Origin of the sequence: Bacillus cereus group sp. MYBKT111-2 (assembly GCF_051915205.1) — a bacterium.
Taxonomy (GTDB): Bacteria; Bacillota; Bacilli; order Bacillales; family Bacillaceae_G; genus Bacillus_A; species Bacillus_A paranthracis.
Genome location: NZ_JBQAEG010000005.1, coordinates 149,923 through 174,844, shown reverse-complemented (window position 1 = coordinate 174,844; position 24,922 = coordinate 149,923). Strand labels below are relative to the sequence as shown.

The window sequence follows — 24,922 nt, the reverse complement described above, 5'->3', positions numbered from 1 at the left end:
TCCTTTATATCCGAAATATATTATATGTGCAACTTCTTAATGGTATAAGAAGGGTGCATTAAAAGTATCTGTTAAGGTGTCCAGAGAAAATTAGGAAACCGAAACATACAACGTGGAACGTAATTACGATCGCAAGGACGTGTGTGAATTTGTTGTTTGGCCAAAACTTATGCTTTTTGTTTTTTCGTTCGAAAATATCGAATAGAATAAACAGTGCGGCATGATAAAGACCATAAATAATGTATTGATACACATGCTCACCAGTAATATGCCAAATTCCCATAATGAAGAAGTTTAAAAACGCCCCGATATACGAAATAGTGTAACGGTTCTTAATTAACTTTTTCTTCGTTGCAAAAAAGACGAAACGCATGTAAATAAAATCACGGAACCAGAATGATAAACTCATGTGCCAGCGGTTCCAGAAGTCTTTAATATTACGACTAATGAACGGTTTATTAAAGTTTTCTGGCGTTTTAATACCCATCATATAACTCACACCAATTACAAATGAGCTATAACCAGCAAAGTCGAAGAATAAATATAAGCTATAGCTATACATGTAAATCATATTTGATAGGATTGTATCTTGCTGTGCAAATGCCGGATCCATAAAATATTGCTTTATTAAGTAAGCGATAATAAATTTATACAAGAAACCTTGGAAAATACGGTTTAATCCAGTATATAGTAAATTTTGATATTCTTCTGCACTAGGTGGCTTTTGAATATCTTTTTGGAATCTACGGTAACGATCGATAGGTCCCGTTGAAATTGCTGGGAAGAATAAAACGAATTCCCAAAAATTAAAGAAGGATAGTTCTTTAATTAAACCATCACGAACTTCAAATACCATTTGTACTGCCCTAAATGTTACATAAGACATACCTAAAAATACAATAAACTTTAGGTCAGGTGCAAATGGTGCGATTTTTGCCAAAATAAGTGGCAAAATTGATAAAATAACAGCTATACAAAACGTGAATGTACTATTATTTTGTTTTCTTAAAAGTAAATAGCCTTTAATTAGGGCATATTGCCAAATAATAAATGCGGCTAACATAATCGCTTGCTTCGGTTTATCTGAGAAGATAATAGCAAGCATGACTAATGTTAAAACGGCATTATATTTACGCAACATTTTACCTTTTAGTCCAGCTATGATAGTAGGTATTAATAAAATGCCCACTATAGCGAAAAAATAAAATGATCCATATGCGGTCATGCTGTAACCTCACTCAATAATTTTTTGCGATCTACCTTTCCATTTGGTGTCATTGGAATAGAAGATTGATACATGAATTTACGTGGAATCATGTAGTTTGGTAATCGCTCATTGAGTTCTTTTTTGATTGCAGATGTTAATTTGAATTCTTTTTCAAATGAATGTTCTCCAGGAACAACAACCGCTAATAAATAATCGTATTTCTCACCTTTTTTAATTGGAACGATAACTGCTCCTTCTACGTAAGAACACGCACGAAGGTGATGCTCAATTTCTTCTAATTCCATTCGATAACCATGCAGCTTAATTTGGAAATCAAGACGACCATTATAGAATAGAAGACCATTTTCAACATAGCCAGCATCGCCTGTTTTATAGGCGCGCTCACCGTCAATCATAGTAAATGCTTTTTCTGTTAATTCAGGGCTTCCTAAATATCCAACGCTTACGCTTGGACCAACAATTACGATTTCACCTTTTTCACCATCAGGCGCAATCGTACCATCTTCTTTCATAATAAGAAGGCGGCAGTCTGATTTACAGTAGCCAACTGGAAGTGATTTGTATTGATCAAGCACTTCTTCTGTAACGTGAATACCTGTTACAGCGACAGTAGCTTCAGTTGGACCGTACGTATTCATAATTGTTGCTTTCGGGAAACGCTCAATTAATTTTCTAGCTACTTCATTTGGTAACACTTCACCGCAGAATAAGAATGTTTTCATGTTTGGTAGCATACTCTCAGAGAAAGATGCTTCCATTAAACACATTTCTGCGAAAGATGGTGTGGAAGTCCATACTTGTATATCCGATTGCTCTAAAGAAGCAAACAAGTCTTTTGGACGTGCAATCATATCTTTATCAATTGCCCAAAGTGTACCACCTGTTACTAATGATGGGTAAATATCCATGACAGATAAATCAAATGAGAAAGGTGCTTGGTTTAAGAATACTTGTCCCGTTTGTAAGTTGAAATCTTCTACAGCCCATTTTGTAAAACTTACAAGGCAGTTATAAGTAATCTGAACCCCTTTCGGATTACCTGTGCTTCCTGATGTGTAAATAATGTAGAAGTTTTCATCACCTTTTACCGCATGTTCAGGATTTGGAGTTTTCCCTTTATGAGTAAAGAAAATATCTTTTAAGTTGTCCTCACTTACAATGCGAACTGGTAAATCAGTTACAGTTACTTCAGTTCCTGATAAAAGTAGTTTCGCACCAGAATTTTCAGCGATACGTTGTACACGATCAGCTGGGATAGATAAATCTACAGGAATATAAGCATGTCCAGCTTTTACACATCCTAAAAAGTTAATAATCATTTCAGGTTGCATATGGCCATACACCATAATTGGTGAACGATCATCTGGATACTCAGAAGAAATCCAATGTGCTAACGCATCAGAATCTTCCTTTAATTGTTTGTACGTAATTTTCGCATCTCGCCAAACAAAAGCAGTTTGATCAGGCGTTTCAATAGCCCACTTTTCAATTTGTTCTAATAACTTCATAACGTTCCCACCCTAGAATTCATTGTAAATAAATGTACTTGTGTTTGTATCATGGAATCCATACAACCAAAGTAATGCAAATAAAATTGCAAGGTAATAAACCGTCTTTGCAACCCATTGTGTGAGTGGTCGAGACCATATCTCTTTTAATCTTTCCATGTCTTTCCCTCTCTTAATGAAATAATAGCTCTTTGTAGGTATCATGTCCTACATTATTGTGAAAAAAACAAAATTCCACATTTTAGGTAAAAATAAGTCAAAAGGCTCTTTTCTGATATTAGCACTAAATACTAAAAAAGAAAATCCCTAACTTAGCAATTATATTACATTCAGCATCAATTTGTAATGGATTTGATATGTAAATAGGAAGTGGATTGTGTGAATACATAAAAGTGGACTATAAGAATGCGAAAAAATAGAGTATTTGTTTTTATTAATCACTCGAGACAGAGTAAAGTTTACAATTTCTATCTCTTTTGAAAAGGAGGAAATTATCATGAATAGAGTGTGGAAGAGTTTAATTGCGGAAGAAAATATCGTGAAATGGAGAAGACATTTTCATAAGTATCCGGAATTATCGTTTCATGAGAAAGAAACTTCACAATTTATATATGATACATTATGCACATTTTCTTCTTTTGAAGTAACGAGACCGACGAAGTATAGTGTACTAGCAATTAAAAGAGGAACGGAACAAGGGAAAGTAGTTGCGATTCGAGCTGATATAGATGCTCTGCCAATTCAAGAGGAGACGAGTAAATCTTATACGTCTGTGAATAAAGGAATGATGCATGCATGTGGACATGATGCTCACGCAGCTATTTTGTTGGGGACAGCAGAAGTACTGTCAAATATAAAGGAAGATTTTGCAGGGGAGATTCGTCTATTCTTTCAGCATGCAGAAGAGGTGTATCCTGGCGGGGGACAAGAAATGGTTGAAGCAGGCGTAATGGATGGTGTTGATTATGTAATAGGTTTACATGTTATGTCAGGACTTGAGAGCGGGAAGATAGGCATTGCGTATGGGCCGATGATGGCTGCACCAGACGTATTTACAGTTGAAATTCAAGGGAAAGGAGGGCACGCGGCGAGGCCAGAAGAAACGATAGATCCTATTGCTATCGGAGCGCAGATTATTACAAATCTACAACATATTGTATCAAGAAATACAAGTGCTTTTATGCAAAGAGTCGTTTCAGTTACGCAGTTTCATGGGGGAATGGCTGATAATATTATTCCTAGTGCAGCAACTTTAATGGGCACTGTTCGTTCATTTAATCAAGCATTAAGGTTGGAAGCAGAAGAGAAAATTGAGAAAATCGTGAAAGGAATTACAGAAGCACATGGAGGGTCGTATACATATGCGTATCGATATGGATATGATCCGGTTATTAATGATGAATATATTACGAAAGTAGTAGAAGAAAGTGCACTACATTTGTTTGGAAATGAGCGTGTTGTGAAGCTTGAACCTTCTATGGGAGGAGAAGATTTTTCGGCATATTTAAGAAAAGCACCTGGTTGTTTTATTAAATTAGGGACTGGTAATAAAAAGATAGATACTTGCTACCCGCATCATCATCCAAAATTTGATGTAGATGAATCAGCTCTCATTTATGGAGTGGAATTATTTTTAGAAACAACAATGAGATTATTGAAATCATAGAAAAGTATAAAGTGCAACTTTAATCAGTGGGGGTTTTACTGCCCATTAAAGTGGGATAAAAAAAGGCAACTGCGCTCTATCGCAGTTGCTTTTATTTCTTTCCGTCAGAGAGGGCTGAGAAAGAACTATGCTCATTTATAGTATATGAATAGCTAACGGACAAGCTTGTACATTTTAATCATTTTTTAAAAAAAGTTGTTGACAGTGATAATCAATATCAATTAATCTAAAAATAGTTGAAATTGATAATTATTATCAATAGGATGGATGCGACATGTTAATGAGAAAAAAATTTCACCTTCTACGGAGGGGATTAAAAGATAAAAATAAAGAAGTTGATCAGCATATGGAATGGCAACGAAATGTAATTCGTTCTGAATATGTAGATGAGAAGAAGAGCATTCAAACAGAAAAAGAGATACAAAGTAAGGGGAGAGGTTCAGTTGAGTAAGTTAGTAATGATTTTTGCAAGTATGAGTGGAAATACAGAGGAAATGGCTGATCATATTGCCGGCGTGATTCGTGAAACTGAAAATGAAATTGAAGTGATTGATATTATGGATTCACCAGAAGCTTCTATATTAGAACAGTATGATGGAATTATTTTAGGTGCATACACTTGGGGAGATGGTGACCTTCCGGATGATTTCTTAGATTTTTATGACGCAATGGATTCTATTGATTTAACTGGGAAAAAAGCGGCAGTATTCGGATCATGTGATTCGGCTTATCCAAAATATGGCGTGGCAGTTGACATTTTAATAGAAAAGCTAAAAGAACGCGGGGCAGAAGTTGTGTTAGAAGGATTAAAAGTAGAATTAACGCCAGAAGATGAAGATGTAGAAAAATGTTTACAGTTTGGAGCTGAATTTGTAAAACACCTTTCTTAATGGCAGAAGGGAGATGAAGAGCAAGTGCATGAGAAAATCGCAATTAAAACGATGACAGATTATCATTTGTATGATTTTATGCGTTGTCCACATAAATTTTATTTTCGTCATATCAAAAGAAGAGAACCTTCTTCGTTTGAATGGCAACAAATCGCACAAATGATTGTGAATCGAATTATTAACGAATATTACACATTACCGGCAGGCCAACAAACGAAAATTGTACTTTTAATATTAATAGAAAAGTATTGGAAAAAAGTAAGGGTGAATATGTTTGCTTCGAAGATGGAGTATTACATTGTGTTAGCGAAGCTAACGGATCACTTATTACAGTTTGTTGAAAGAGATGATAGTCAGACACCACCGTTATTTTTATATGAAAAATTTCAAACATATATGGAAGAGTTAGGTGTCCACATGTCATTGACATTAGAAGTTGGTGAGTGGAGTACTGAGTCGTTTGTAATTAAAAAGTATGTTGTCGATGCGGATGAGGAAATGCTTGCTCTTTGTCAAAAGCTAATGACAGTATTTAGTTATAAAGCTTTCGGCATTCTTCCAGGGAAAATTGAAGTTATTAATTTAATAGAAGGAACTAAGTATGACTACACTCCGAAACAGGAAGATATTATAACTGGAATGGCTCATTTATCTAGAATGAAAGAAATGTTACAGCAACCTGAGCATTATACAGAGCGTCATTTTCGTTCTGAGTGTATAAGTTGTGCATTTCGTAGTGAATGCCAAGGGGAAGAAGTAAAGAAAGAAGCGAAACAGAAGAAAAATATCGTACATTAAAGGATGCAAATTTGCATCCTTTTTTGTTGTTGACATGAAAAGCTTTTCATCATGTACCGTATATTTGTAGCAGATTTTAATAAAGGGAGGAATAATCAATGAAAGATGAAACGAAAGTATTTCAATGGTTAAAAGAACAGAATGCCCCTTTTGGAATTCAACTGCAAATTTTACAAGCATTTCAACTATATAAAGTCATTATTGAAATGGATAAAAAGTTAATGATGTATGAGGAGAGGGAATATAGGGAGAGAATGTAATCTCATCCCTGCAGTATTACTTTCAGTTGTTCTATACTTGCTAGAAATTCAAGTTCATTCTTTGTTTCAAAGTTATAAATTATATTATGTAGTAAAGGACTGTATTGATAAAAACTCGTGATGCGGTGAATGAGTAATGGATCATGGTGTGAAGTAAGTATACAGTATTGTTCATATACTGATGTAGTAAATTCATGTCCGAAATCATCATATAGCCCAGCAAAGTCAAAGGCAGGATCTCCAATTTGAGCATCACCAAAATCAATGATTCCTGAAATGGTTTTATTTTGTTTATCAAATAAAATGTGATGATGTGTAAAATCAGCGTGAATGATTGTATTTTGAAATTTGGATGTAGCTAGACAGGCAAAGAAATTCTCGAATAAACGGTTTAAGGTTGATTTCTGGAACGAAGTTAGACTGTTAGTAACATACTCATTTAATTTAGTTTGTAGCTCTTTCCAGTAGGTAAGTGTTTTTTCGGTAGGGAACCCTAACGCTGTAACACTTTTTAGAGGAATGCTATGTAGAGCCGCAAGGAAAGTAGCTAATTGTGTAATAATTATTTTTCGTTCTTTTTCATCTAAGTTCGCAACTATTTCTGTTTTTAACGGTTCACCATGAATGAGAGTATAGTAGCTACAAAGAGGAACCTCATCAGATTCATTTGTATAAATTAGGTGATATTGTGGAACTTCAATTTCTTGTAGTGATTGAGTGAGAATTGTGCACAGTTCTTTTTCTAACGGAATTCGCATTGCATATTCCTGTTTTCGCGGGAAACGAAACAGTAGCTCATCATTTACTATAATCGCTACATTATCCCATCCTTCTTCATTTTGTTTATAGGAATGTATAGAAAGATTAGGCAAAGCTTCTTTTATATATTGTTTGTAAGAGTCCATAATTGTTCCTCGTTTCTAAGTTATTCCACTTTATGATATCAGAATTTTCTTTCTAAATGTTAAAATATAATTATCATTATGAAGAGGGGCGGGAGTGTTATAAAGAAAAGACTATTAATCACTTCTCTATGTATCGCTTTTGGATTGTTTTGGTCATATAAAGAAGAGGTTTTTGCGGGCTATAAACCGATTGATCAGTACGGATTAAATAAGGAATTAAAAAACAAAGGTATAGAAACTTTAACTCATAATGAAATGAAAAAGGTAGGAGAACATTTTGTGACCGAGCAACTATCAGTTTTTGAGTTTACTAATAAAGAAGATGTGAAACGAAAAGGTGAAGAACTATTTTTAAATAGAGGGTATGAACAATTAATGAAAAATTATTATCCAAATCGTTTTCAGGATTTAGAGTATAAATTTATAAACGAGGAGATACGTGAAGTGACGGATGGAAGTTTTCTCTATCAAACTGTAGCGTACGTGGCGGGTACTGAAAATGGTAAGAGAAGCGAAATGAAATTGAATTATGAAATAAAAATTGTAAAGGTTAATCATACATTTAAGGTATTAGAACAAAAACAGTACGTACAATAAAGAGAAATATGAACCAGTACCATAAATAGCGGTATAAAAAATCCCCCAGTTCTTTGAGGGATTTTAAAGATTTTCATTTTGTTGACCAAGTTCTTTTTGAGCAATATATAAATTTCCTTGCTCGACTTGTTTCTGAGTAAGAACCGAATCACCTGCATACCCTTTTTCTGTTTTCACAATTCTTTTTGAACGATTGGAATTTTGTTTCTTCATATAATAAATCACCTTCCATCAAAAATAAACGAAAATGATAAGCACAAGCAATACAGCGGCAAAAATGGTAATCCCCATTAAAAACGAAGTGTTTTTATATTTAGGTGGCTTATGTACATCTTGCCGATATCCAGGTGAAATTTCAGGGGCGAATTCTTCGTCGAATGATTGCTTTTTTTCTTTTTCGTCCATATGTATCCACCTTTCTTTTTCATTATGTTATACGTTACAAGAAAAAATATGCATAAAGAAAACAACCGCTATATTATGAGCGGCTGTTTTGCGTTGTATATTTTCTCTGAACTTGAAAGAGACGGATAAGGAGGAAGGTTGCTCCAAATGCTAGACCGATAATAAGACCGATCCAATATCCTTTTGCTGCCCAATCAGTATAGGTTGCTAATATGTAACCGAGAGGGAGACCAATTACCCAATAGGCGATTAATGTCATAATTAAGGCGACATTTACATCTTTATAACCACGTAGTGCCCCTTGTACAGGGGTTGCAATTGCATCCGAAATTTGAAATAAAATCGCAAATATAAGAAATTCTTTTGCTAAATGATGAACTTGTATATCTGTCGTATAAATAGAAGCAATTTCATCATCAAAGAAGTAAAGAAGAATGGAATATAATAGGGCGAATGCAAGTGCTAAGCCAATCCCGATAAATCCATATTGTTTTGCGTTATTATATCGTTTCGCCCCAACTTCGAATCCAACAGAGATGGTCATGGCCATTGCTAAACTTAAAGGCGTCATATATAGCAAGGAAGCGAAGTTCATAGCTGCTTGATGAGCTGCGATTGTTGTCGTACTAAAATTACTCATCATAAGTGTTACTGCAGCGAAAATACTCGTTTCAAAAAAGATAGCAAATCCGATAGGGACGCCAAGTTTTAAGAATTCTTTCCAACTCGAAAGAGAAGGGCGATATAATTGTTTAAAGATATGGAAAGATGCAAAAGGCTCTTTCGTACGAATAATCATAACGGTAATAATTAAAATGCACCAATAGGTTGCTGCAGAAGCAATTGCTGCTCCGACACCACCGAGTTTTGGAAAACCGAAATGCCCAAAAATTAATGCATAATTTAATATTACGTTAATAGGTAATGATAGTAACGTAATAATCATCGTTGTGCGAGTTTTTCCTAATGCATCAATAAATCCACGTAAAACAGTGTAAGTAAATAAAGGAATAATTCCCATTGCAATAATACTTAAAAATTGTGCTGCAATACGTTCTACCGGTTCTTCTAATCGCATGCCATTTAAAATGGGTGTAACAGCGAAAAATCCAATAAGCATAACGACGAAGCTAGCGCAAATTGCTAAATAGACTGCTTGTATGACGACTTGGGGAACATCTTCTTTTTTCTTGGATCCAACGAGTTGCGCAACAATTGGAGTTGTAGCCATCAAAATACCTGTTAATCCCGTACTAACTGGAATCCATATACTCGTTCCGATAGCAACCCCTGCTAAATCAATAGGGCTTGCATGTCCTGACATTGTTGTATCAAAAAAGCTCATTGCAAATAATGACATTTGTGTAACAAAAATCGGGAAAAATAGTAATACAAATTGCTTTAATTTTTGTGAGAATGTACTAGTTTCTTTCATAAAATCCCCTTTCTACGTAAAAAAGAAAACTCTTACTATCATACAATTTAATCAAAAAATAGAAAAGGAATAAGCTTATTAAAACTACGGTTTGACTATAAAAAAGGATGCACTTTGAAAGGGGATAAGGTATTATGGTAAGGTATGAAAAAATTACATATTATTAGTTATTAAGGAGGCACTACTCGTGGCTGATTGGTTAATTGGAATAATCATGGGTGCTGTTGAAGGTTTAACAGAGTTTTTACCAGTTTCATCAACAGGGCATATGATTTTAACAGGTCATTTACTTGGATTTGACGATGAGAGAGCGAAAGTTTTCGAAGTTGTTATTCAATTGGGATCGATTTTAGCAGTTGTAGTTATATTTTGGAAGCGTCTATGGTCTTTAGTAGGTATAGGGAAAGTAACAGACGGACCATCGTTAAATTTATTACATATTATTATCGGAATGATTCCTGCCGGCGTACTTGGCGTATTGTTCCATAGTGCGATTAAAGAAGTTTTATTTGGGCCAGGCCCAGTTGTCATTAGCTTAGTGGCTGGTGGTATTTTAATGATTGTTGCTGAGAAGTTTTCAAAACCAAGTACAGCAAGAACATTAGATGAAATCACATATAAGCAAGCATTTACAATCGGAATGTTCCAATGTTTAGCACTTTGGCCAGGATTTTCTCGTTCTGGTTCTACAATAAGTGGTGGTTTATTAGCTCGCGTGTCACATACAGCGGCAGCTGAATATACATTCATTTTAGCAGTACCAATGATGGTAGCCGCAAGTGGCTTAGATTTAATTAAAAGCTGGGATATATTAAGTGCGGCTGATATACCGCTATTTGCAACGGGATTTATTACGGCGTTCGTTGTTGCAATGCTTGCAATTGTTTCATTCTTAAAATTATTATCTCGTGTAAAACTAACACCGTTTGCTTACTACCGCTTCATTTTAGCTGCGGTATTCTATTTCTTCATTATGTAATAAAAAAACTGCCGAGTTCGGCAGTTTTTTTATTTTACTACTTTTTCCATCATGCTTTCCATTACATGTTCCCAAAGAGAAGTGTCATCAGCTAATGTGGCACGGAAATTAGCGTACATTTCTTTTTGTTTCTCTTCGAATGTTGGATCTTCTTTTTCAGGCAATGTAGCGCGCATTGAAGTTACTAACTCTTGTACTTTTGGAGCACGTGGTCCCCAAACGGCTTGTTCGTTTCCATCTTTATCAATGAAAATAAAGATTGGAATCGCACGTGCTGTTCCGTTTGTTAAATATTGATCCATTAATTCTAAGTTTTCATCGCGAATTAATAATGACATATCAATATTTGCAACTTCAGAAATTCGTTTCATAACAGGCACGCATAAAAGAGCATCGCCACACCAATCAGCTGTTAATACGATAACACGCCAGCCATCATTTTGACGTTCTTCTAATACAGGAAGTAATTCATTTGGAATTAAAAAGTTATTGTAAATGTGCAGTAGCTCGTATTGATTTACTTTCATTTCATTCACATATGTATCAAAGGACATACCTTTATCAGCCCATTTTTGTAAGTTCATAAGTAACACCTCTTTAGTATGATTTGTTTTCATTGTACCAATTTTTATATAGAAAAGCTTGTATTCTTACTCTTTCTTGTCACTTAATAATTTACTTAATAGGAAAAAGAATAGTACGACACATAATTCAGCTATGTTGGACATTTGTACGCTTTCTATCCAATCATCAGCAGTATGAATGACGAACCAATCTAGTGTAATTTCAATGCATGAGAAAAGCGTAATAGAAATCCAATTTTGCATGTTTTGTGTCAGTGGATATAGCAGTGCTTTGAAGAAGCTGAAGATGAAAAATGTAATACCGTCTAAGAAAGTGATTAATAAAAAAAAGAGAAGTAAAGCAGTACGTGAATTGTACTCTATACCTGTAATTTGAAAGATTCCTACATATACAAAAAATATAAATGCAAAAACTATAATGAGAAAAAAAGCAATAATACTAATGATAATGGTCTTATCTTTTAGGCTGAGATTTGAGAACTTCTCCTCCTCATGCATTAAAATACCCCCTTTTTCTGGAAGTTAACTTCATTTTATCATAAAATACATATTGAAAAACTACGAATTATGGGAAAATAAGGTGACAAAAAGTAAGATTTCATGTAGAATTATTAATAAGGTTTTTATTTAACTAAATGAAATAAAAGGGGCTGTCAAAGTTGTCTCAAAATCGAGAGCAATTAATGGAAGAACTATCGACAAATGTTTTTGCTATGTTCCGCACGTTGCGTAATGATATTGGAAAAATATTTGGTGGTTACATACCGTGGAATGAGTTCATCGTCCTTAGAATATTGAATCGTACGAATAAAGAAATGGTATCACGTGTAGCGAATGAATTAAATGTGTCGAATAGTCATATTACAGCTGTTACAGAAAAATTAATTAATAAAGGTTTTGTAACTCGTTCACGTTCTACGTCAGATCGCCGAGTTGTATATTTGGAGATTACAGAGCAAGGAAAAAATTTAGTTGCGAAAATGGAAGATGCGAAAAAACAATATTTACAAGAAAGATTTTCTACGCTTTCAGAAGAAGAAATGAATATAATGATATCTATTTCTAAAAAACTTATTTAAGTTATTACAAGTAAGAAAACGCTTACGCTTCGGAAAAGAAGACTTTCCTTATATGAGGAAGGTCTTTTTTCGTATGTAAAAGATTATAAAAAAGAAAATATGTAACATACTACTAATAAAGGAAGGGGGCAGAAATATGACAAATCGAAATGGTAGTAAAGGGAGCGGAAATCAAGGCTCACCGAAATCAGGGCAATTTCAACAAGAGTTTAGTGCAGAATTTGAAACTGGTAACGATAATAAAGGAAAAGAATATCGTTCGAAAAAGGGAAGTAAATCAAAAAAGGAGTGAATCATTTCACTCCTTTTTTGATTTAAGATGCGGCAGATTGATCTGTATTATATTTTTCTTCTGATTTTGCGACAATCATTGCGCAAATTGCATCACCAGAAATATTTACAGCTGTTCTTGACATATCTAGAATGCGGTCAATACCGATAATTAAGGCAATACCTTCTACCGGTAGATTTACTTGATTTAAAACCATCGTCAGCATTACAAGCCCAACACCTGGTACACCAGCAGTGCCGATACTAGCTAGTACAGCAGTTAATACGACTACAGCTAGTTGGGAAATAGTAAGTTCAACGCCGTATACTTGAGCGATAAATACAGTTGCTACACCTTGCATAATGGCAGTACCATCCATATTAATTGTTGCACCTAGTGGTTGTACAAAAGAGCTAATTGCTTTTGGAACACCAAGCTTCTCTTGTGCGGTTTTCATTGCAAATGGAAGAGATGCATTAGAGCTAGATGTACTAAATCCAATCGCCATTACTGGTCCGAAATGTTTAAAGAAACGGACAATGCTTTCTTTTGCCAATACTTTTAATAAGCCACCATATACGAAGACACCGTGAATAATAAGTACTAGCATAACGACAATCATATACTTGAACATCGCAGCGACGCCTGCAAGACCCATTTTACCAACGGATGAAGCAAGCAACCCAAATGTTCCGATTGGAGCTAATTTCATAACGAGATTAACGAGATACATCATTAATTCGTTGCCCTGTTCAAGTAATGAATGAATACCTTGGACACGTTTTCCTAAAATAGCTATACCAAGTCCAATTAATACGGCAAAGGCAATAATTTGTAACATGTTTCCATCAGCCATCGCTTTTGCTGGATTATCTGGTACGATATTTAGCAATGTATCGACGAAAGATGTTTCGGTTTTTGCACCTTCATATTTAAGCCCTTCGGTTTTAAAATTACCACCAGATCCTGGTTGTATAATCAGTGCAAATGTAACTGCAATAGAGATGGCAACGGCTGTAGTTACAAGAAAGAATGAAATTGATTTTAAACCAATTCTTCCAAGTTGCTTCGGATCTCCAAGACCAGCAGCTCCAAGTACGATAGAAATGAATACAACAGGGACAACTAGCATTTTAATGAGGCGAATAAACAATTGACCAAGTGGATTGAACACATATTGATTTAATGGTTCAAAAATGGATGGTGCAGCTAAATTTAAAGTGAGTCCGACAACTAAACCGAGAAATAATGCAATTAAGATTGCTTTTGTTTGTTTCAATAAAATCCCCCCTTATTTTTTGTAAAATAGCTTTCTACATTAATTGTACCGAAAAAATACCTATTTTGACAATATTTTCTGAATATTTTGTACAAAAATATTTATCCCGCTTTAATGGGCAGTAAGACCCCCACCTCAAGATTCAGCGAAAGCAAAGAAGTTAGGTGGGGGTCGGGCTGCCCATTAAAGTCCGATTGGTGAGGGCTGATAATCAGTGGGGGATGAAAAACTCCCCACTGATTATTAGTTTCACTTTATTTTAATGTAGAGAGGATTACATTTTGTATTTGAAAAACAAATTAGGCCATCACATTGGATGACCTAGGGAAGGGGACAATTTATGTCAATTTAATTAGGGATGGAAGTTGTTCAAGACACTGGGGAATGTCTTATAAATTAGGGAGGAACAACTTCGATACATATACTATAAAAGATGGATGTGACCGGGGTGTGAACATAGAGTGAAAGAGAGAGGGAGTTTTAAATAGAAGATAGAAAGACAAAAAATAAGACCATCACATATGATGGCCTAAGGAAGGGGACAATTTATGTCAATTTAATTAGGGATGGAAGTTGTTCAAGACACTGGGGAATGTCTTATAAATTAGGGAGGAACAGCTCCGATACATATACTATAAAAGATAGATGTGACCGGGGTGTGAACATAGAGTGAAAGAGAGAGGGAGTTTTAAATAGAAGATAAAAAGACAAAAAATAAGACCATCACATATGATGGCCTAAGGAAGGGGACAATTTATGTCAATTTAATTAGGGATGGAAAGCTGTTCAAGACACTGGGGAATGTCTTATAAATTAGGGAGGAACAGCTCCGATACATATACTATAAAAGATAGATGTGACCCCTATGTGAACATAGAGTGAAAGGTATGAGGATTTAAGCAATGATACATATAAAATGATTGTTGTGAGAGTTATAGAGTAAGGGTATTTATAATAGAAAGAGTCTTTTCATAAATGAAGTGAAGTTCGAGTATAAATAAAAGTTGAAAACTATGAAAAAAAGGATTATGCTCAACTATATTATAAGAATATAAGGTTTATCCTGCTATTTAAGGTTTTTTATAAGCCTTTAGTTATGAGGGGAAAAAGGGAGCTAGTGAATATGGAAGTAACAAAAAGACAAAGGCTGTATAATCGTATTATACGATTAAATCCACCACAAATATTAGCATTAGGTTTTTTCTGCTTAATTGTGGTTGGCGGTTTGTTATTAAAGTTACCATTCGCAACGAAAGTACATATTAGTTGGGTAGATGCTTTCTTTACGGCAACATCAGCAGCAACTGTAACGGGATTGGGAGTAGTAGATACTGCAAGTACGTTTACGATGTTTGGCGAAATTGTAATTATGTTTTTAATTCAAACGGGCGGTTTAGGTCTTATGACAATTGCCATTTTAATTGTTTGGGTATTAGGTAAAAAAATCGGATTACGTCATCGCTTATTAATTGGAGAGGCATTTAATCAGACAAATATAGGTGGTCTCGTAAAATTAGTAAAACGTGTCTTTATATTTTCAATTTGTATTGAGTTTATTGGAGTCATCTTTTTATCATTTCGTTTTATTCCAGAGTTTGGCTTTGGAAAAGGTGTATACTATAGTATTTTTCACGTGATCGCATCTTATAATAATGCTGGATTTGCTCTATGGCCGGATAATTTAACAAGGTATGTAGGCGATCCGATTATTAATATTGGGATTTGCTCTTTAATCGTAATAGGCGGTCTCGGATTTACCGTACTAATTGATATATGGTATAGCCGGAGTTTTCGAAAACTATCGCTTCATTCCAAAATCATGATTATTGGAACGGTAGCGCTAAATGTGATAGCGATGATTGTGATTTTTGTATTGGAATATAATAATGTGAAGACGTTAGGGAATTTACCGTTAAATGAAAAGTTATGGGCTTCTTTTTTCCAAGGGATTACTCCTCGTACGGCTGGATTTAATACAGTTGACTACGGGGGAATGGAAGAATCATCTATATTATTTACGATGGTTTTAATGTTTATTGGTGCAGGAAGTGTATCAACAGGTGGAGGGATTAAATTAACAACGTTTGTTATTTTAGTTACATCTGTTCTTTCTTTCTTTAGAAAGAAAGAGGAAATCGTATTATTTCAGCGCACAATTAAAATGTCGACAGTAACGAGAGCATTAGCAATTGCCGTTGCTAGTCAAATCCTTATTTTTGCAGCAGTATTTATGTTAATGCTTACAGAAGACTTCAGTTTTATTCAGTTACTATTTGAAACAATTTCAGCGTTTGGAACAGTAGGATTAACGATGGGAATTACTGCAAAGTTATCAGCGTTTGGAAAATGTATGATTATGTTTGTTATGTTTTGTGGATTAATCGGACCGTTAACACTTGTATTTTCTTTAGCGCGACCAGCAAAACAAAAAATTAAATATCCGTCAGAAGATGTATTTACAGGATAAGGTATCCCGCATAAGCGAGATACCTTTTTCTTTTTAAAAGAGGGAGAACAATAAGCCGATAAGCGCTACTCGGAATAAAATTGCAATGAGTGCTGCAATTCCACCGACAATCGCAGCGATACCACCAGTTACAGTAGCTCCGCGGTTATAAGCGTAAATACCTAGTAGTACAGAAACAAGACCGAATAATGTTGGGAAGGTGAAAAGTGATAAGATAGATAAGGCAAGAGCGATAAAGCCAGCCGTTGATCCAGCAGCGGACGATCTTACATCATCTTTATGTTCCTTCTCATCGTAATCATAATCAATGCGCTGTGGTGCAACCTCAGCTGCATATTCTTCTTTATAGTCACTATAATCACTATCTATTCTATCTCTTTTTTTATACTCATCAAATTTCTCAGTCAAAGTCATGACTCCTTTCATAACAAGGTTCAATAGTAGTATGTATCTCTTTTTCCTTTTTATCCGAGTATGTACAGGGAGTAATATCCATTTAAAAGGTGAAGATTGTTTTTTTGAAATAGGAAAAGTTAGTATGACTTCCTCTATTTTGGAAAGTATAAAAAAGAATAATGAGGAAAGGGTGCAATACATAATGGAACATCCAATTGAAAATTTAATGAAAACAGCAATGACAAATTTAAAAGAGATGGTAGATGTAAATACGATTGTTGGAAGTCCAGTTTCAACAGCTGACGGAAATGTAGTATTAACAGTATCTCAAGTGGCCTTTGGTTTTGGAGCTGGAGGAAGTGACTTTAAAGGTGAATTTATTTCCGAAAAACATAATAATGGACAAGGGCAGCATAAAGAGAATAAGCAAAGTCATCCATTTGGAGGCGGAAGCGGGGCTGGGGTTTCTATTAGCCCAGTTGCTTTTTTAGTAGTTGGTTCTAACGGTGTGCAAGTATTGCATCTCAATAGTAGTACACATTTAATTGAAAAAGCTTTAAATACCGTACCAAGCACTGTAGATAAATTTGTAAATGGTCGCTAAAGGTGAACTTGCATTTTTTAGGAATTATGATATATTAGAAAAAGTGCGCTTTAGGATGATCGGAATAATTGAACTGTAAATATATATGATGTGTGGAATAAGGGAGAGGAATTTATGATTAATATCAAAAACTTAGTAGTTGGCTTATGTATGTTAGTAAGCGGTTTTGTTGTATATGTAATAAAAGAAAAAGCTCCATTCTAAAACAGACAAACCGTTATTGTCTGTTTTAAATTTGTGAAAAATGTTGACAAGTTGCTATATTGATGTTAAAATTTTAATTCGTGTCTCGGTTACAGCTAGTGTAAAGTAAATAAATCTTATAAATATAATACGAAAAGTTTGCGAAAGATCGGGTAGTTTTACCAACAACTTTTGTGAACAAACCCTATAAATTATAATTATAGGCTTTATAGGTATACTAGTGAATCAAGGAGCGGTCAGTGGAACCGTAATGATGAGAGAGAGGTAGGGCTTTCATCCAGTATATGTTACTTTCCCGTTAGGTGAATATAAAAAAGAGGACTCCTTTTCAAAAGGGGTCCTCTTTCTTTTTTGTATTGAATTTAAATGCGGCTCTCAACTTGCTGGCAAATTTCATCTGTTGTTAAACCGTGGGCGTTAATTACCGATCCTTTTATTGATGTATCTGCAATACCCATCATATTAGAATCTTGCCCAGTTACAACGCAACAGTCGCATCCTTGTGCGTCATGTTCCGAGTTAATTGTAATGACTTCATGCCCCTGTTGCTGAAGAGCTTGTTGGACATCTGTTAACGAATTTTCAACACCAATTTTAGCCATAATTCTCACCTCCTACCATCTAGTTGTTAGTATGCTCAAGTTCATCGTATATATTTATATAAAGACGGTAGGAAGCATATATTTATCTGTTATTTACGGGTAGCCTGATTAAAGTACGACTTTATTTAGTCGTTATATACACCAGTAAGCATTTGACTTACGAATTGATCGTTTAGAGTATCTTGGGCGGAAGAAGTATTTGAATGAATGTCGATTGAAGCAATAAAATTGTTATGTTTTTTATTATTTGGTTCTACCTCTACATAATTATCGAATTTACAAAAACCTTTCGTATCCATTAGATCAAATAGTTGAAGCATTTCTACTACCTCTTGTCTCGTTCCTTTAATTTGTACACACGCCATATTGATTTCCTCCTTCATTTTGACAAATTGTTTTTTAAAAATAGGATTATGATTCCGAAATGAAAAATATGAATGTTATTTTTAGACAGCGTTATTTTTATTATTTTCCCCCTTTTTCAGCAAAAGTCGTTGTATATTCCCGAATTTATAAAAACGGACATCCGTTTATTGAATACAATAGATTCGTATCAATTGACGAAAATCCTTCTTTTAAACAAATATTTTTTTAATGGAAATTGACGAAAAAAATTTTTTGACTTTTTGTAAACGTTAACAATGTTGTTAAATCAATATAATTAAAGATGTACGTACGAATAAAAATTATAAATTTTCTAAAAATTCACTTGATTTATTTAGAAAGGAGAGTAAACTAGGAAACAATAAAAAATTCATAGAACATAGGAGGCGCTTTCCAGTGAACGAGCAATGGATTTTCTTAAATGGAGAATTTGTTCCAAAAGACGAGGCAAAAGTATCAGTATATGATCATGGTTATTTATATGGAGATGGAGTATTTGAAGGAATTAGAGTTTATAGCGGTAATGTTTTCCGTTTGAGAGAGCATCTTGTCCGGTTATATGAATCAGCAAAATCCATCATGTTAGAAATTCCATATTCTTTAGATGAAGTAACGAATATTGTTGTTGAGACGATTCGACAAAATAAATTATCTAATGGATACATTCGCCTAGTTGTATCGAGAGGAGCAGGAAATCTTGGGTTAGATCCTGATTCTTGTAAAAAACCGAATGTAGTAGTAATTGCAGAACAACTATCTTTATTCCCACAAGAATATTATGAAAAAGGGATTCCAGTTGTAACAGTTGCAACGCGCCGAAACCGTCCAGATGTATTGTCGCCTCAAGTAAAATCTTTAAATTACTTAAACAATATTTTAGTTCGCATCGAAGCGAAATTGGCTGGAGTACAAGAAGCGCTTATGTTAAATGATCAAGGATACGTAGCTGAAGGCTCAGGGGATAACGTATTTATTGTAAAAGGAAATAAATTAATTACACCACCAAGTTCTGCTGGAGCGTTAGAAGGCATTACACGAAATGCTATTTTAGAAATTGGTGAAAAACTTGGATATGACGTTAGAGAAGAGTTATTTACAAGACATGACGTATATGTAGCTGATGAAGTATTTTTAACAGGAACAGCAGCGGAAGTAATTGCTGTTACGACAGTAGATGGTAGAACGATTGGTTTAGGGCAAACGGGTCCACATACGAATCGTTTATTAGAAGAATTCCGAAAGTTAGTTATAGAAGATGGAGAGAAAATTTACGAAGAAAATAAAGCTGGATAACAACTTTTTATAACATAAGAAAGCGTTGATAGGGAGGAGTAGTTGATTGTGAAGCCTCACAGAGAGTCGGTGGTTGCTGGAAACCGATGGTTCACGTCGACGAACATCGCCCTTGAGTGCTAAGCTGAAGCATTTGTCTAGGCTTAGACGGTAGCTCCGTTATTAGCTAGACTCATTTTATGGGTCACTGAGGCAAGAGTATTCTTGCAAAGAAGGGTGGTACCGCGAAATCTTTCGTCCCTTCAGCACATAGCTGGAGTGTGGACGTAGGATTTTTTTTATTGATAAAAGTTTTTAAAAGGGGGCTTATAAGAACAATGTCTTCAAAAACGGAAGAGAAACTGGCAACTGGTGCACAGCTATTGTTAGAAGCGCTAGAAAAGGAAGGAGTAGAAGTGATTTTTGGTTATCCTGGTGGTGCTGTTTTACCTCTTTATGATGCACTCTATGACTGTGAAATTCCGCATATTTTAACAAGGCATGAACAAGGTGCTATTCACGCTGCTGAAGGATATGCCAGAATTACTGGCAATCCAGGGGTTGTCATTGCAACGAGTGGACCGGGTGCTACAAATGTGATTACTGGTCTAGCAGATGCGATGATTGATTCGTTACCACTTGTTGTATTTACAGGGCAAGTAGCGACAACGTTAATTGGAAGTGATGCTTTCCAAGAAGCCGATATTATGGGACTTACGATGCCGGTGACAAAACATAATTATCAAGTGCGAAAGGCTTCAGATTTACCTCGAATTATTAAAGAAGCATTTCATATTGCTAGAACAGGAAGACCAGGCCCAGTCGTTATTGACCTTCCGAAAGATATGGTAGTAGAGCAAGGCGAACGATGTAGTGATGTGCAAATGGATTTACCAGGATACAACCCTAATTATGAACCGAATCTACTGCAAATAAACAAATTATTACAAGCAATTCAGATTGCAAACAAGCCATTAATTTTAGCTGGAGCAGGTGTATTGCATGCGAAAGCTTCAAAGGAATTAACAAGTTTTGCTCGTAAATATGAAATTCCTGTTGTGCATACATTACTTGGTCTTGGTGGCTTTCCGCCAGATGATGAACTTTTTCTAGGGATGGGAGGAATGCATGGTTCTTACACAGCTAATATGGCGTTATATGAATGCGACTTACTCATTAATATAGGTGCGAGATTCGATGATCGTCTTACTGGAAATTTAGCTTATTTTGCGAAAGAGGCGACTGTCGCGCATATTGATATTGATCCAGCAGAAATCGGAAAAAATGTGCCGACTGAAATTCCTATTGTTGCAAGTGCTAAGCAAGCGCTCCAAGTATTACTTCAACCAGAAGGAAGGAAAGAAAATCATCATGAGTGGATCTCTTTATTAAAGAATAGAAAAGAAAAGTATCCATTCTCCTATAAACGAAATTCTGAAAGTATTAAACCTCAATATGCAATTGATATGCTATATGAAATTACGAAAGGAGAAGCGATTGTAACAACAGATGTGGGGCAACATCAAATGTGGGCAGCCCAATATTATCCGCTGAAAACTCCAGATAAATGGGTAACTTCAGGAGGACTAGGAACGATGGGCTTCGGATTTCCAGCAGCAATTGGTGCCCAAATTGCAAAGCCTGATGAATTAGTTATTGCAATTGTTGGTGACGCTGGATTTCAAATGACTCTGCAAGAATTAAGTGTGTTAAAAGAACACTCTTTACCTGTTAAAGTATTTATTTTAAATAATGAAGCTTTAGGAATGGTAAGACAATGGCAAGATGAATTTTATAACAAAAGATATTCGCACTCTTTACTATCGTGTCAACCAGATTTCGTTGCTCTTGCGAATGCGTATGGCATAAAAGGGGTTCGCATAGATGATCCACTTCTTGCAAAGAAACAATTGCAGCATGCAATTCAATTACAAGAGCCAGTTGTAATTGATTGCCGTGTACTTCAATCAGAAAAGGTAATGCCGATGGTTGCGCCAGGGAAAGGTGTTCACCAAATGGAGGGAGTGGAAAAAAGGTGAAGAGAATTGTTACAGCAACAGTTCGAAATCAAAGTGGTGTGTTAAACCGAATTACAGGTGTTATGACACGAAGACATTTTAATATTGAAAGTATTTCAGTAGGTCATACGGAATCGTCGGACATATCGCGTATGACGATTGTTGTACACGTTGAAAATGAACAGCAAGTTGAGCAGTTAATTAAACAACTCCATAAGCAAATTGATGTTTTGAAAGTATCAGATATTACAGAAGAAGCGATGATCGCAAGAGAACTTGCACTTATTAAAGTAGCAACTTCAGTAGCGAGGGCGGAATTATATAGTTTAATTGAACCGTTTCGAGCCGCTGTAATAGATGTTGGGAAGGATTCCATAGTGGTACAGGTAACAGGTACGCAGGAGAAAGTAGAAGCGTTAATTGAATTGCTTCGTCCATACGGTTTGAAAGAAATTGCAAGAACAGGGGTAACAGCCTTTACGCGTAGTATGAAAAAACAAGATAAGCAAGTTATGTTAATTCAATAATCATTTAAATATAGGGGGAAATGAAAATGGCTAAAGTTTATTATGAGAAAGATGTAACGGTAAATGTATTAAAGGAAAAGAAAGTAGCAATCATTGGATATGGCTCGCAAGGTCATGCGCATGCGCAAAATTTACGTGATAACGGATTTGATGTAGTAGTAGGGCTGAGAAAAGGGAAGTCTTGGGATAAAGCGAAAGAAGATGGATTTTCTGTATATGCAGTAGCAGAAGCAGCAAAGCAGGCTGATGTAGTAATGATTTTGCTACCGGATGAACTGCAACCAGAAGTATATGAAGCGGAAATTGCGCCAAATTTACAGGCAGGAAATTCTCTCGTTTTTGCACACGGATTTAATGTTCACTTTGATCAAGTGAAACCACCAGCGAATGTAGATGTATTTCTAGTAGCGCCAAAAGGTCCAGGACATCTTGTACGCCGTACATTTGTTGAAGGCGGAGCTGTTCCTGCATTATTTGCAGTATACCAAGATGCAACAGGAGTTGCGACTGAAAAGGCACTTTCTTATGCTGATGGAATTGGAGCGACGAGAGCTGGTGTATTAGAAACGACATTTAAAGAAGAAACGGAAACAGATTTATTTGGAGAGCAAGCTGTACTTTGCGGCGGAGTAACTGCGCTGGTGAAAGCTGGATTTGAAACGTTAGTTGATGCCGGATATCAGCCGGAACTTGCATATTTTGAATGTTTACATGAACTGAAACTTATTGTTGACCTTATGTATGAAGGTGGACTTGAAAATATGAGATATTCAGTTTCAGATACAGCGCAGTGGGGCGACTTCGTATCAGGACCACGTGTTGTAACGGAAGATACGAAGAAAGCGATGGGTACAGTACTAGCAGAAATTCAAGATGGTACATTTGCAAGAGGTTGGATTGCAGAGCATAAAGCAGGAAGACCGAATTTCCATGCGACAAATGAGAAAGAAAATGAACATGAAATCGAAGTAGTTGGACGTAAATTACGTGAAATGATGCCTTTCGTACAGCCACGAGTAAAGGTAGGGATGAAATAATATGAAGCAGATTTTGTTCATGGATACGACGCTACGTGATGGCGAACAATCACCAGGAGTGAATTTAAATGAACAAGAGAAATTGCAAATTGCGAAACAATTAGAGAGACTTGGTATTAACGTAATGGAAGCTGGCTTTGCAGCAGCTTCCGAAGGGGATTTTCAATCGGTAAAACGCATCGCGAATACAATTCAAAATGCTACAGTTATGAGTTTAGCTAGAGCGAAAGAAAGCGACATTCGAAGAGCATATGAAGCTGTGAAAGGTGCGGTATCTCCTCGTTTACACGTATTTTTAGCTACGAGTGATATTCATATGAAATATAAACTTTGTATGTCAAAAGAGGATGTGTTAGATAGTATTCATCGTTCTGTTACACTTGGAAAATCATTATTTCCAACAGTACAATTTTCTGCAGAAGATGCGACAAGAACAGCAAGAGATTTTTTAGCTGAGGCAGTAGAAGTTGCGATTCGTGCAGGAGCCAATGTAATTAACATTCCAGATACAGTTGGATATACGAATCCAGAAGAATATTATTCTCTTTTTAAGTACTTACAAGAATCCGTTCCTTCATATGAAAAAGCAATTTTCTCTTGTCATTGTCACGATGACCTTGGAATGGCTGTAGCAAATTCGTTAGCTGCAGTTGAAGGGGGAGCATTGCAAGTAGAAGGAACAATTAATGGAATTGGAGAGAGAGCAGGGAATGCGGCATTAGAAGAAGTCGCAGTTGCTCTTCATATTAGAAAAGATTTCTATCAAGCAGAGCCTTCTATGACGCTAAAAGAAATTAAAGCGACAAGTACATTAGTAAGCAGATTAACAGGTATGGTTGTACCGAAAAATAAAGCAATCGTGGGAGCGAATGCATTCGCTCATGAATCCGGAATTCATCAAGACGGCGTTCTAAAAGAAGTGACAACGTATGAAATTATTGAACCAGAGTTAGTAGGCGAATCTCAAAATCTATTTGTACTTGGAAAACATTCTGGACGTCACGCGTTTACAGAAAAAATGAAAGAGCTTGGCTATGAATTTACAACGGAAGAACGAGATGCAGTGTTTGAAGCGTTTAAAAAATTAGCTGATCGTAAGAAGGAAATTACGGAGGAAGATTTACGAGCACTTATGCTTGGTGAAGCAGCATTTGCGGCTCAGCAATTTAATATTACGCAACTGCAAGTACATTTCGTATCAAATAGTACACAATGTGCGACAGTTGTACTAAAAGATGAGGAAGGAAATGTATTCGAAGATGCAGCTACTGGCTCTGGTAGTATTGAAGCAATTTATAATGCAATCCAAAGAATTTTAGGATTAGAATGTGAATTGGCGGATTATCGCATACAATCTATTACACAAGGTCAAGATGCACTGGCTCATGTTCATGTTGAATTAAAAGAAGGAACACATCAAGTATCAGGTTTTGGTGTTGCGCAAGACGTATTGGAAGCGTCGGCGAGAGCATATGTCCACGCAGCGGGGAAATTGAAATCTTTTATCCAGCTTGTGAAATAAGTGTT

At 35.6% G+C, this 24,922-nt stretch carries 30 protein-coding genes and 1 other annotated feature; of the genes, 17 read left to right on the top strand and 13 right to left on the bottom strand.

All coding sequences use genetic code 11. The annotated features are described in order from the left end of the window. Positions 1–58: 58 nt before the first annotated feature. From dltB to ACTFNE_RS16115, 3 genes are read right to left on the bottom strand one after another with little or no spacing between them, the layout of a single operon-like run. A complete protein-coding gene (gene dltB / locus ACTFNE_RS16125; RefSeq protein ID WP_000127947.1) occupies positions 59–1,225 on the bottom strand; it encodes a D-alanyl-lipoteichoic acid biosynthesis protein DltB in 1,167 nt (388 codons plus the stop codon). Continuing rightward, the gene (dltA, locus tag ACTFNE_RS16120; protein WP_000770523.1) at positions 1,222–2,736 is read right to left on the bottom strand and encodes a D-alanine--poly(phosphoribitol) ligase subunit DltA; all 1,515 of its coding nucleotides are present in this window, start codon (positions 2,734–2,736) and stop codon (positions 1,222–1,224) included. Before dltA ends, dltB begins: the two co-directional genes overlap by 4 nt. A 12-nt stretch (positions 2,737–2,748) precedes the next feature. Then, positions 2,749–2,895 (bottom strand): teichoic acid D-Ala incorporation-associated protein DltX, encoded by a 147-nt coding sequence (locus tag ACTFNE_RS16115; protein ID WP_000440293.1) that lies wholly within the window; start codon positions 2,893–2,895, stop codon positions 2,749–2,751. A 337-nt stretch (positions 2,896–3,232) separates the two neighbouring features. On the opposite strand from ACTFNE_RS16115, the gene amaA reads away from it, so the two are divergent. The 5 genes from amaA (at position 3,233) to ACTFNE_RS16090 (ending at position 6,350) form a co-directional block, all read left to right on the top strand. Next, positions 3,233–4,402 (top strand): N-acyl-aliphatic-L-amino acid amidohydrolase, encoded by a 1,170-nt coding sequence (gene amaA, locus ACTFNE_RS16110; RefSeq protein WP_270706050.1) that lies wholly within the window; start codon positions 3,233–3,235, stop codon positions 4,400–4,402. A 274-nt stretch (positions 4,403–4,676) separates the two neighbouring features. Further along, complete coding sequence (locus ACTFNE_RS16105; protein WP_000929012.1) at positions 4,677–4,853, top strand: hypothetical protein; 177 nt, start codon at positions 4,677–4,679, stop codon at positions 4,851–4,853. Further along, a complete protein-coding gene (locus ACTFNE_RS16100; protein ID WP_000041150.1) occupies positions 4,846–5,292 on the top strand; it encodes a flavodoxin in 447 nt (148 codons plus the stop codon). Before ACTFNE_RS16105 ends, ACTFNE_RS16100 begins: the two co-directional genes overlap by 8 nt. 24 nt (positions 5,293–5,316) lie before the next feature. Beyond that, a complete protein-coding gene (locus tag ACTFNE_RS16095; protein WP_000544556.1) occupies positions 5,317–6,090 on the top strand; it encodes a hypothetical protein in 774 nt (257 codons plus the stop codon). A 98-nt stretch (positions 6,091–6,188) separates the two neighbouring features. Further along, positions 6,189–6,350: a hypothetical protein gene (locus ACTFNE_RS16090; RefSeq protein WP_000651087.1), complete on the top strand. Its 162-nt coding sequence runs from the start codon at positions 6,189–6,191 to the stop codon at positions 6,348–6,350. A 2-nt stretch (positions 6,351–6,352) separates the two neighbouring features. On the opposite strand, the gene ACTFNE_RS16085 is transcribed toward ACTFNE_RS16090, so the two are convergent. Beyond that, the gene (locus ACTFNE_RS16085; RefSeq protein WP_046197223.1) at positions 6,353–7,255 is read right to left on the bottom strand and encodes an aminoglycoside phosphotransferase family protein; all 903 of its coding nucleotides are present in this window, start codon (positions 7,253–7,255) and stop codon (positions 6,353–6,355) included. 78 nt (positions 7,256–7,333) lie between these two features. On the opposite strand from ACTFNE_RS16085, the gene ACTFNE_RS16080 reads away from it, so the two are divergent. Continuing rightward, the gene (locus ACTFNE_RS16080) at positions 7,334–7,852 is read left to right on the top strand and encodes a hypothetical protein (RefSeq protein WP_046197224.1); all 519 of its coding nucleotides are present in this window, start codon (positions 7,334–7,336) and stop codon (positions 7,850–7,852) included. 63 nt (positions 7,853–7,915) lie between these two features. Here the strand turns inward: ACTFNE_RS16080 and ACTFNE_RS16075 are convergent, their stop codons facing one another. From ACTFNE_RS16075 to ACTFNE_RS16065, 3 genes are all read right to left on the bottom strand, one after another. Next, the gene (locus tag ACTFNE_RS16075; RefSeq protein ID WP_000744620.1) at positions 7,916–8,065 is read right to left on the bottom strand and encodes a hypothetical protein; all 150 of its coding nucleotides are present in this window, start codon (positions 8,063–8,065) and stop codon (positions 7,916–7,918) included. A gap of 18 nt (positions 8,066–8,083) precedes the next feature. Continuing rightward, positions 8,084–8,257 carry a hypothetical protein gene (locus ACTFNE_RS16070; RefSeq protein ID WP_000343559.1) on the bottom strand — a complete coding sequence of 58 codons (174 nt, stop codon included), beginning with the start codon at positions 8,255–8,257 and terminating at the stop codon, positions 8,084–8,086. Positions 8,258–8,330: 73 nt separating this feature from the next. Then, on the bottom strand, positions 8,331–9,692 hold the full coding sequence (locus ACTFNE_RS16065) for an MATE family efflux transporter (protein WP_000665528.1): 1,362 nt from the start codon (positions 9,690–9,692) through the stop codon (positions 8,331–8,333). Positions 9,693–9,879: 187 nt separating this feature from the next. On the opposite strand from ACTFNE_RS16065, the gene uppP reads away from it, so the two are divergent. Beyond that, complete coding sequence (gene uppP, locus ACTFNE_RS16060) at positions 9,880–10,671, top strand: bacitracin resistance undecaprenyl-diphosphatase (protein WP_000796248.1); 792 nt, start codon at positions 9,880–9,882, stop codon at positions 10,669–10,671. A 29-nt stretch (positions 10,672–10,700) separates the two neighbouring features. Here the strand turns inward: uppP and ACTFNE_RS16055 are convergent, their stop codons facing one another. Together ACTFNE_RS16055 and ACTFNE_RS16050 are read right to left on the bottom strand one after the other, a co-directional pair. After that, positions 10,701–11,288 (bottom strand): thioredoxin family protein, encoded by a 588-nt coding sequence (locus ACTFNE_RS16055; RefSeq protein WP_001997033.1) that lies wholly within the window; start codon positions 11,286–11,288, stop codon positions 10,701–10,703. Positions 11,289–11,321: 33 nt separating this feature from the next. Further along, positions 11,322–11,753 carry a regulatory YrvL family protein gene (locus tag ACTFNE_RS16050; protein ID WP_046197226.1) on the bottom strand — a complete coding sequence of 144 codons (432 nt, stop codon included), beginning with the start codon at positions 11,751–11,753 and terminating at the stop codon, positions 11,322–11,324. 161 nt (positions 11,754–11,914) lie between these two features. On the opposite strand from ACTFNE_RS16050, the gene ACTFNE_RS16045 reads away from it, so the two are divergent. Both ACTFNE_RS16045 and ACTFNE_RS16040 read left to right on the top strand, forming a co-directional pair. Next, entirely contained in the window at positions 11,915–12,334 is a 420-nt protein-coding gene (locus ACTFNE_RS16045) for a MarR family winged helix-turn-helix transcriptional regulator (RefSeq protein WP_000081447.1), read from the top strand. Between the two features lie 136 nt (positions 12,335–12,470). After that, complete coding sequence (locus ACTFNE_RS16040) at positions 12,471–12,626, top strand: hypothetical protein (RefSeq protein ID WP_000184931.1); 156 nt, start codon at positions 12,471–12,473, stop codon at positions 12,624–12,626. 22 nt (positions 12,627–12,648) lie between these two features. On the opposite strand, the gene ACTFNE_RS16035 is transcribed toward ACTFNE_RS16040, so the two are convergent. Next, complete coding sequence (locus ACTFNE_RS16035) at positions 12,649–13,884, bottom strand: dicarboxylate/amino acid:cation symporter (RefSeq protein WP_000814817.1); 1,236 nt, start codon at positions 13,882–13,884, stop codon at positions 12,649–12,651. Between the two features lie 1,123 nt (positions 13,885–15,007). Between ACTFNE_RS16035 and ACTFNE_RS16030 the strand changes: the two genes are divergently transcribed. Further along, the gene (locus tag ACTFNE_RS16030; RefSeq protein WP_000454133.1) at positions 15,008–16,351 is read left to right on the top strand and encodes a TrkH family potassium uptake protein; all 1,344 of its coding nucleotides are present in this window, start codon (positions 15,008–15,010) and stop codon (positions 16,349–16,351) included. Positions 16,352–16,384: 33 nt separating this feature from the next. On the opposite strand, the gene ACTFNE_RS16025 is transcribed toward ACTFNE_RS16030, so the two are convergent. Then, positions 16,385–16,777 (bottom strand): imidazole glycerol phosphate synthase, encoded by a 393-nt coding sequence (locus ACTFNE_RS16025; RefSeq protein WP_001997037.1) that lies wholly within the window; start codon positions 16,775–16,777, stop codon positions 16,385–16,387. A gap of 112 nt (positions 16,778–16,889) precedes the next feature. Here ACTFNE_RS16025 and ytfJ point away from each other — a divergent pair, with 112 nt between their 5' ends. Both ytfJ and ACTFNE_RS16015 read left to right on the top strand, forming a co-directional pair. After that, a complete protein-coding gene (ytfJ, locus tag ACTFNE_RS16020; protein WP_001997038.1) occupies positions 16,890–17,351 on the top strand; it encodes a GerW family sporulation protein in 462 nt (153 codons plus the stop codon). 114 nt (positions 17,352–17,465) lie between these two features. Beyond that, positions 17,466–17,555, top strand: a complete 90-nt coding sequence (locus tag ACTFNE_RS16015) for a hypothetical protein (protein ID WP_000608225.1) — start codon at positions 17,466–17,468, stop codon at positions 17,553–17,555. Positions 17,556–17,917: 362 nt separating this feature from the next. Here ACTFNE_RS16015 and ACTFNE_RS16010 read toward each other — a convergent pair whose 3' ends face one another. Together ACTFNE_RS16010 and ACTFNE_RS16005 are read right to left on the bottom strand one after the other, a co-directional pair. Continuing rightward, on the bottom strand, positions 17,918–18,157 hold the full coding sequence (locus ACTFNE_RS16010) for a YkuS family protein (protein WP_001062580.1): 240 nt from the start codon (positions 18,155–18,157) through the stop codon (positions 17,918–17,920). A gap of 125 nt (positions 18,158–18,282) precedes the next feature. Next, positions 18,283–18,522, bottom strand: a complete 240-nt coding sequence (locus ACTFNE_RS16005) for a DUF3911 family protein (protein ID WP_000752509.1) — start codon at positions 18,520–18,522, stop codon at positions 18,283–18,285. A 415-nt stretch (positions 18,523–18,937) separates the two neighbouring features. On the opposite strand from ACTFNE_RS16005, the gene ilvE reads away from it, so the two are divergent. The 5 genes from ilvE to leuA all read left to right on the top strand — a co-directional run bounded on the left by ilvE (position 18,938) and on the right by leuA (position 24,917). After that, a complete protein-coding gene (gene ilvE, locus ACTFNE_RS16000; protein WP_270706236.1) occupies positions 18,938–19,834 on the top strand; it encodes a branched-chain-amino-acid transaminase in 897 nt (298 codons plus the stop codon). 16 nt (positions 19,835–19,850) lie between these two features. Further along, positions 19,851–20,079 (top strand) — a binding site (T-box leader). Between the two features lie 72 nt (positions 20,080–20,151). After that, complete coding sequence (ilvB, locus tag ACTFNE_RS15995; protein ID WP_000095851.1) at positions 20,152–21,852, top strand: acetolactate synthase large subunit; 1,701 nt, start codon at positions 20,152–20,154, stop codon at positions 21,850–21,852. Next, positions 21,849–22,358 (top strand): acetolactate synthase small subunit, encoded by a 510-nt coding sequence (gene ilvN / locus ACTFNE_RS15990; protein WP_000822948.1) that lies wholly within the window; start codon positions 21,849–21,851, stop codon positions 22,356–22,358. Before ilvB ends, ilvN begins: the two co-directional genes overlap by 4 nt. Positions 22,359–22,384: 26 nt before the next feature. Then, complete coding sequence (gene ilvC / locus ACTFNE_RS15985; RefSeq protein ID WP_001151724.1) at positions 22,385–23,395, top strand: ketol-acid reductoisomerase; 1,011 nt, start codon at positions 22,385–22,387, stop codon at positions 23,393–23,395. A gap of 1 nt (position 23,396) precedes the next feature. Then, positions 23,397–24,917 (top strand): 2-isopropylmalate synthase, encoded by a 1,521-nt coding sequence (leuA, locus tag ACTFNE_RS15980; protein ID WP_074543507.1) that lies wholly within the window; start codon positions 23,397–23,399, stop codon positions 24,915–24,917. Positions 24,918–24,922 lie beyond the last annotated feature (5 nt).

Excerpts from the sequence above, each read along its gene's own strand:
- dltB (WP_000127947.1), bottom strand. The coding sequence starts at position 1,225 with ATGACCGCATATGGATCATTTTATTTTTTCGCTATAGTGGGCATTTTA.
- ACTFNE_RS16030 (WP_000454133.1), top strand. The coding sequence starts at position 15,008 with ATGGAAGTAACAAAAAGACAAAGGCTGTATAATCGTATTATACGATTA.
- leuA (WP_074543507.1), top strand. The coding sequence starts at position 23,397 with ATGAAGCAGATTTTGTTCATGGATACGACGCTACGTGATGGCGAACAA.
- ACTFNE_RS16040 (WP_000184931.1), top strand. The coding sequence starts at position 12,471 with ATGACAAATCGAAATGGTAGTAAAGGGAGCGGAAATCAAGGCTCACCG.
- ilvB (WP_000095851.1), top strand. The coding sequence starts at position 20,152 with ATGTCTTCAAAAACGGAAGAGAAACTGGCAACTGGTGCACAGCTATTG.
- ACTFNE_RS16115 (WP_000440293.1), bottom strand. The coding sequence starts at position 2,895 with ATGGAAAGATTAAAAGAGATATGGTCTCGACCACTCACACAATGGGTT.
- ACTFNE_RS16010 (WP_001062580.1), bottom strand. The coding sequence starts at position 18,157 with ATGGCTAAAATTGGTGTTGAAAATTCGTTAACAGATGTCCAACAAGCT.
- ACTFNE_RS16105 (WP_000929012.1), top strand. The coding sequence starts at position 4,677 with ATGTTAATGAGAAAAAAATTTCACCTTCTACGGAGGGGATTAAAAGAT.
- ACTFNE_RS16080 (WP_046197224.1), top strand. The coding sequence starts at position 7,334 with ATGAAGAGGGGCGGGAGTGTTATAAAGAAAAGACTATTAATCACTTCT.
- ACTFNE_RS16015 (WP_000608225.1), top strand. The coding sequence starts at position 17,466 with ATGATTAATATCAAAAACTTAGTAGTTGGCTTATGTATGTTAGTAAGC.
- ACTFNE_RS16055 (WP_001997033.1), bottom strand. The coding sequence starts at position 11,288 with ATGAAAACAAATCATACTAAAGAGGTGTTACTTATGAACTTACAAAAA.
- ACTFNE_RS16005 (WP_000752509.1), bottom strand. The coding sequence starts at position 18,522 with ATGGCGTGTGTACAAATTAAAGGAACGAGACAAGAGGTAGTAGAAATG.
- ytfJ (WP_001997038.1), top strand. The coding sequence starts at position 16,890 with ATGACTTCCTCTATTTTGGAAAGTATAAAAAAGAATAATGAGGAAAGG.
- ACTFNE_RS16025 (WP_001997037.1), bottom strand. The coding sequence starts at position 16,777 with ATGAAAGGAGTCATGACTTTGACTGAGAAATTTGATGAGTATAAAAAA.
- ilvC (WP_001151724.1), top strand. The coding sequence starts at position 22,385 with ATGGCTAAAGTTTATTATGAGAAAGATGTAACGGTAAATGTATTAAAG.
- ACTFNE_RS16065 (WP_000665528.1), bottom strand. The coding sequence starts at position 9,692 with ATGAAAGAAACTAGTACATTCTCACAAAAATTAAAGCAATTTGTATTA.
- dltA (WP_000770523.1), bottom strand. The coding sequence starts at position 2,736 with ATGAAGTTATTAGAACAAATTGAAAAGTGGGCTATTGAAACGCCTGAT.
- ACTFNE_RS16070 (WP_000343559.1), bottom strand. The coding sequence starts at position 8,257 with ATGGACGAAAAAGAAAAAAAGCAATCATTCGACGAAGAATTCGCCCCT.
- ACTFNE_RS16075 (WP_000744620.1), bottom strand. The coding sequence starts at position 8,065 with ATGAAGAAACAAAATTCCAATCGTTCAAAAAGAATTGTGAAAACAGAA.
- ACTFNE_RS16050 (WP_046197226.1), bottom strand. The coding sequence starts at position 11,753 with ATGCATGAGGAGGAGAAGTTCTCAAATCTCAGCCTAAAAGATAAGACC.
- ACTFNE_RS16085 (WP_046197223.1), bottom strand. The coding sequence starts at position 7,255 with ATGGACTCTTACAAACAATATATAAAAGAAGCTTTGCCTAATCTTTCT.
- amaA (WP_270706050.1), top strand. The coding sequence starts at position 3,233 with ATGAATAGAGTGTGGAAGAGTTTAATTGCGGAAGAAAATATCGTGAAA.
- ACTFNE_RS16090 (WP_000651087.1), top strand. The coding sequence starts at position 6,189 with ATGAAAGATGAAACGAAAGTATTTCAATGGTTAAAAGAACAGAATGCC.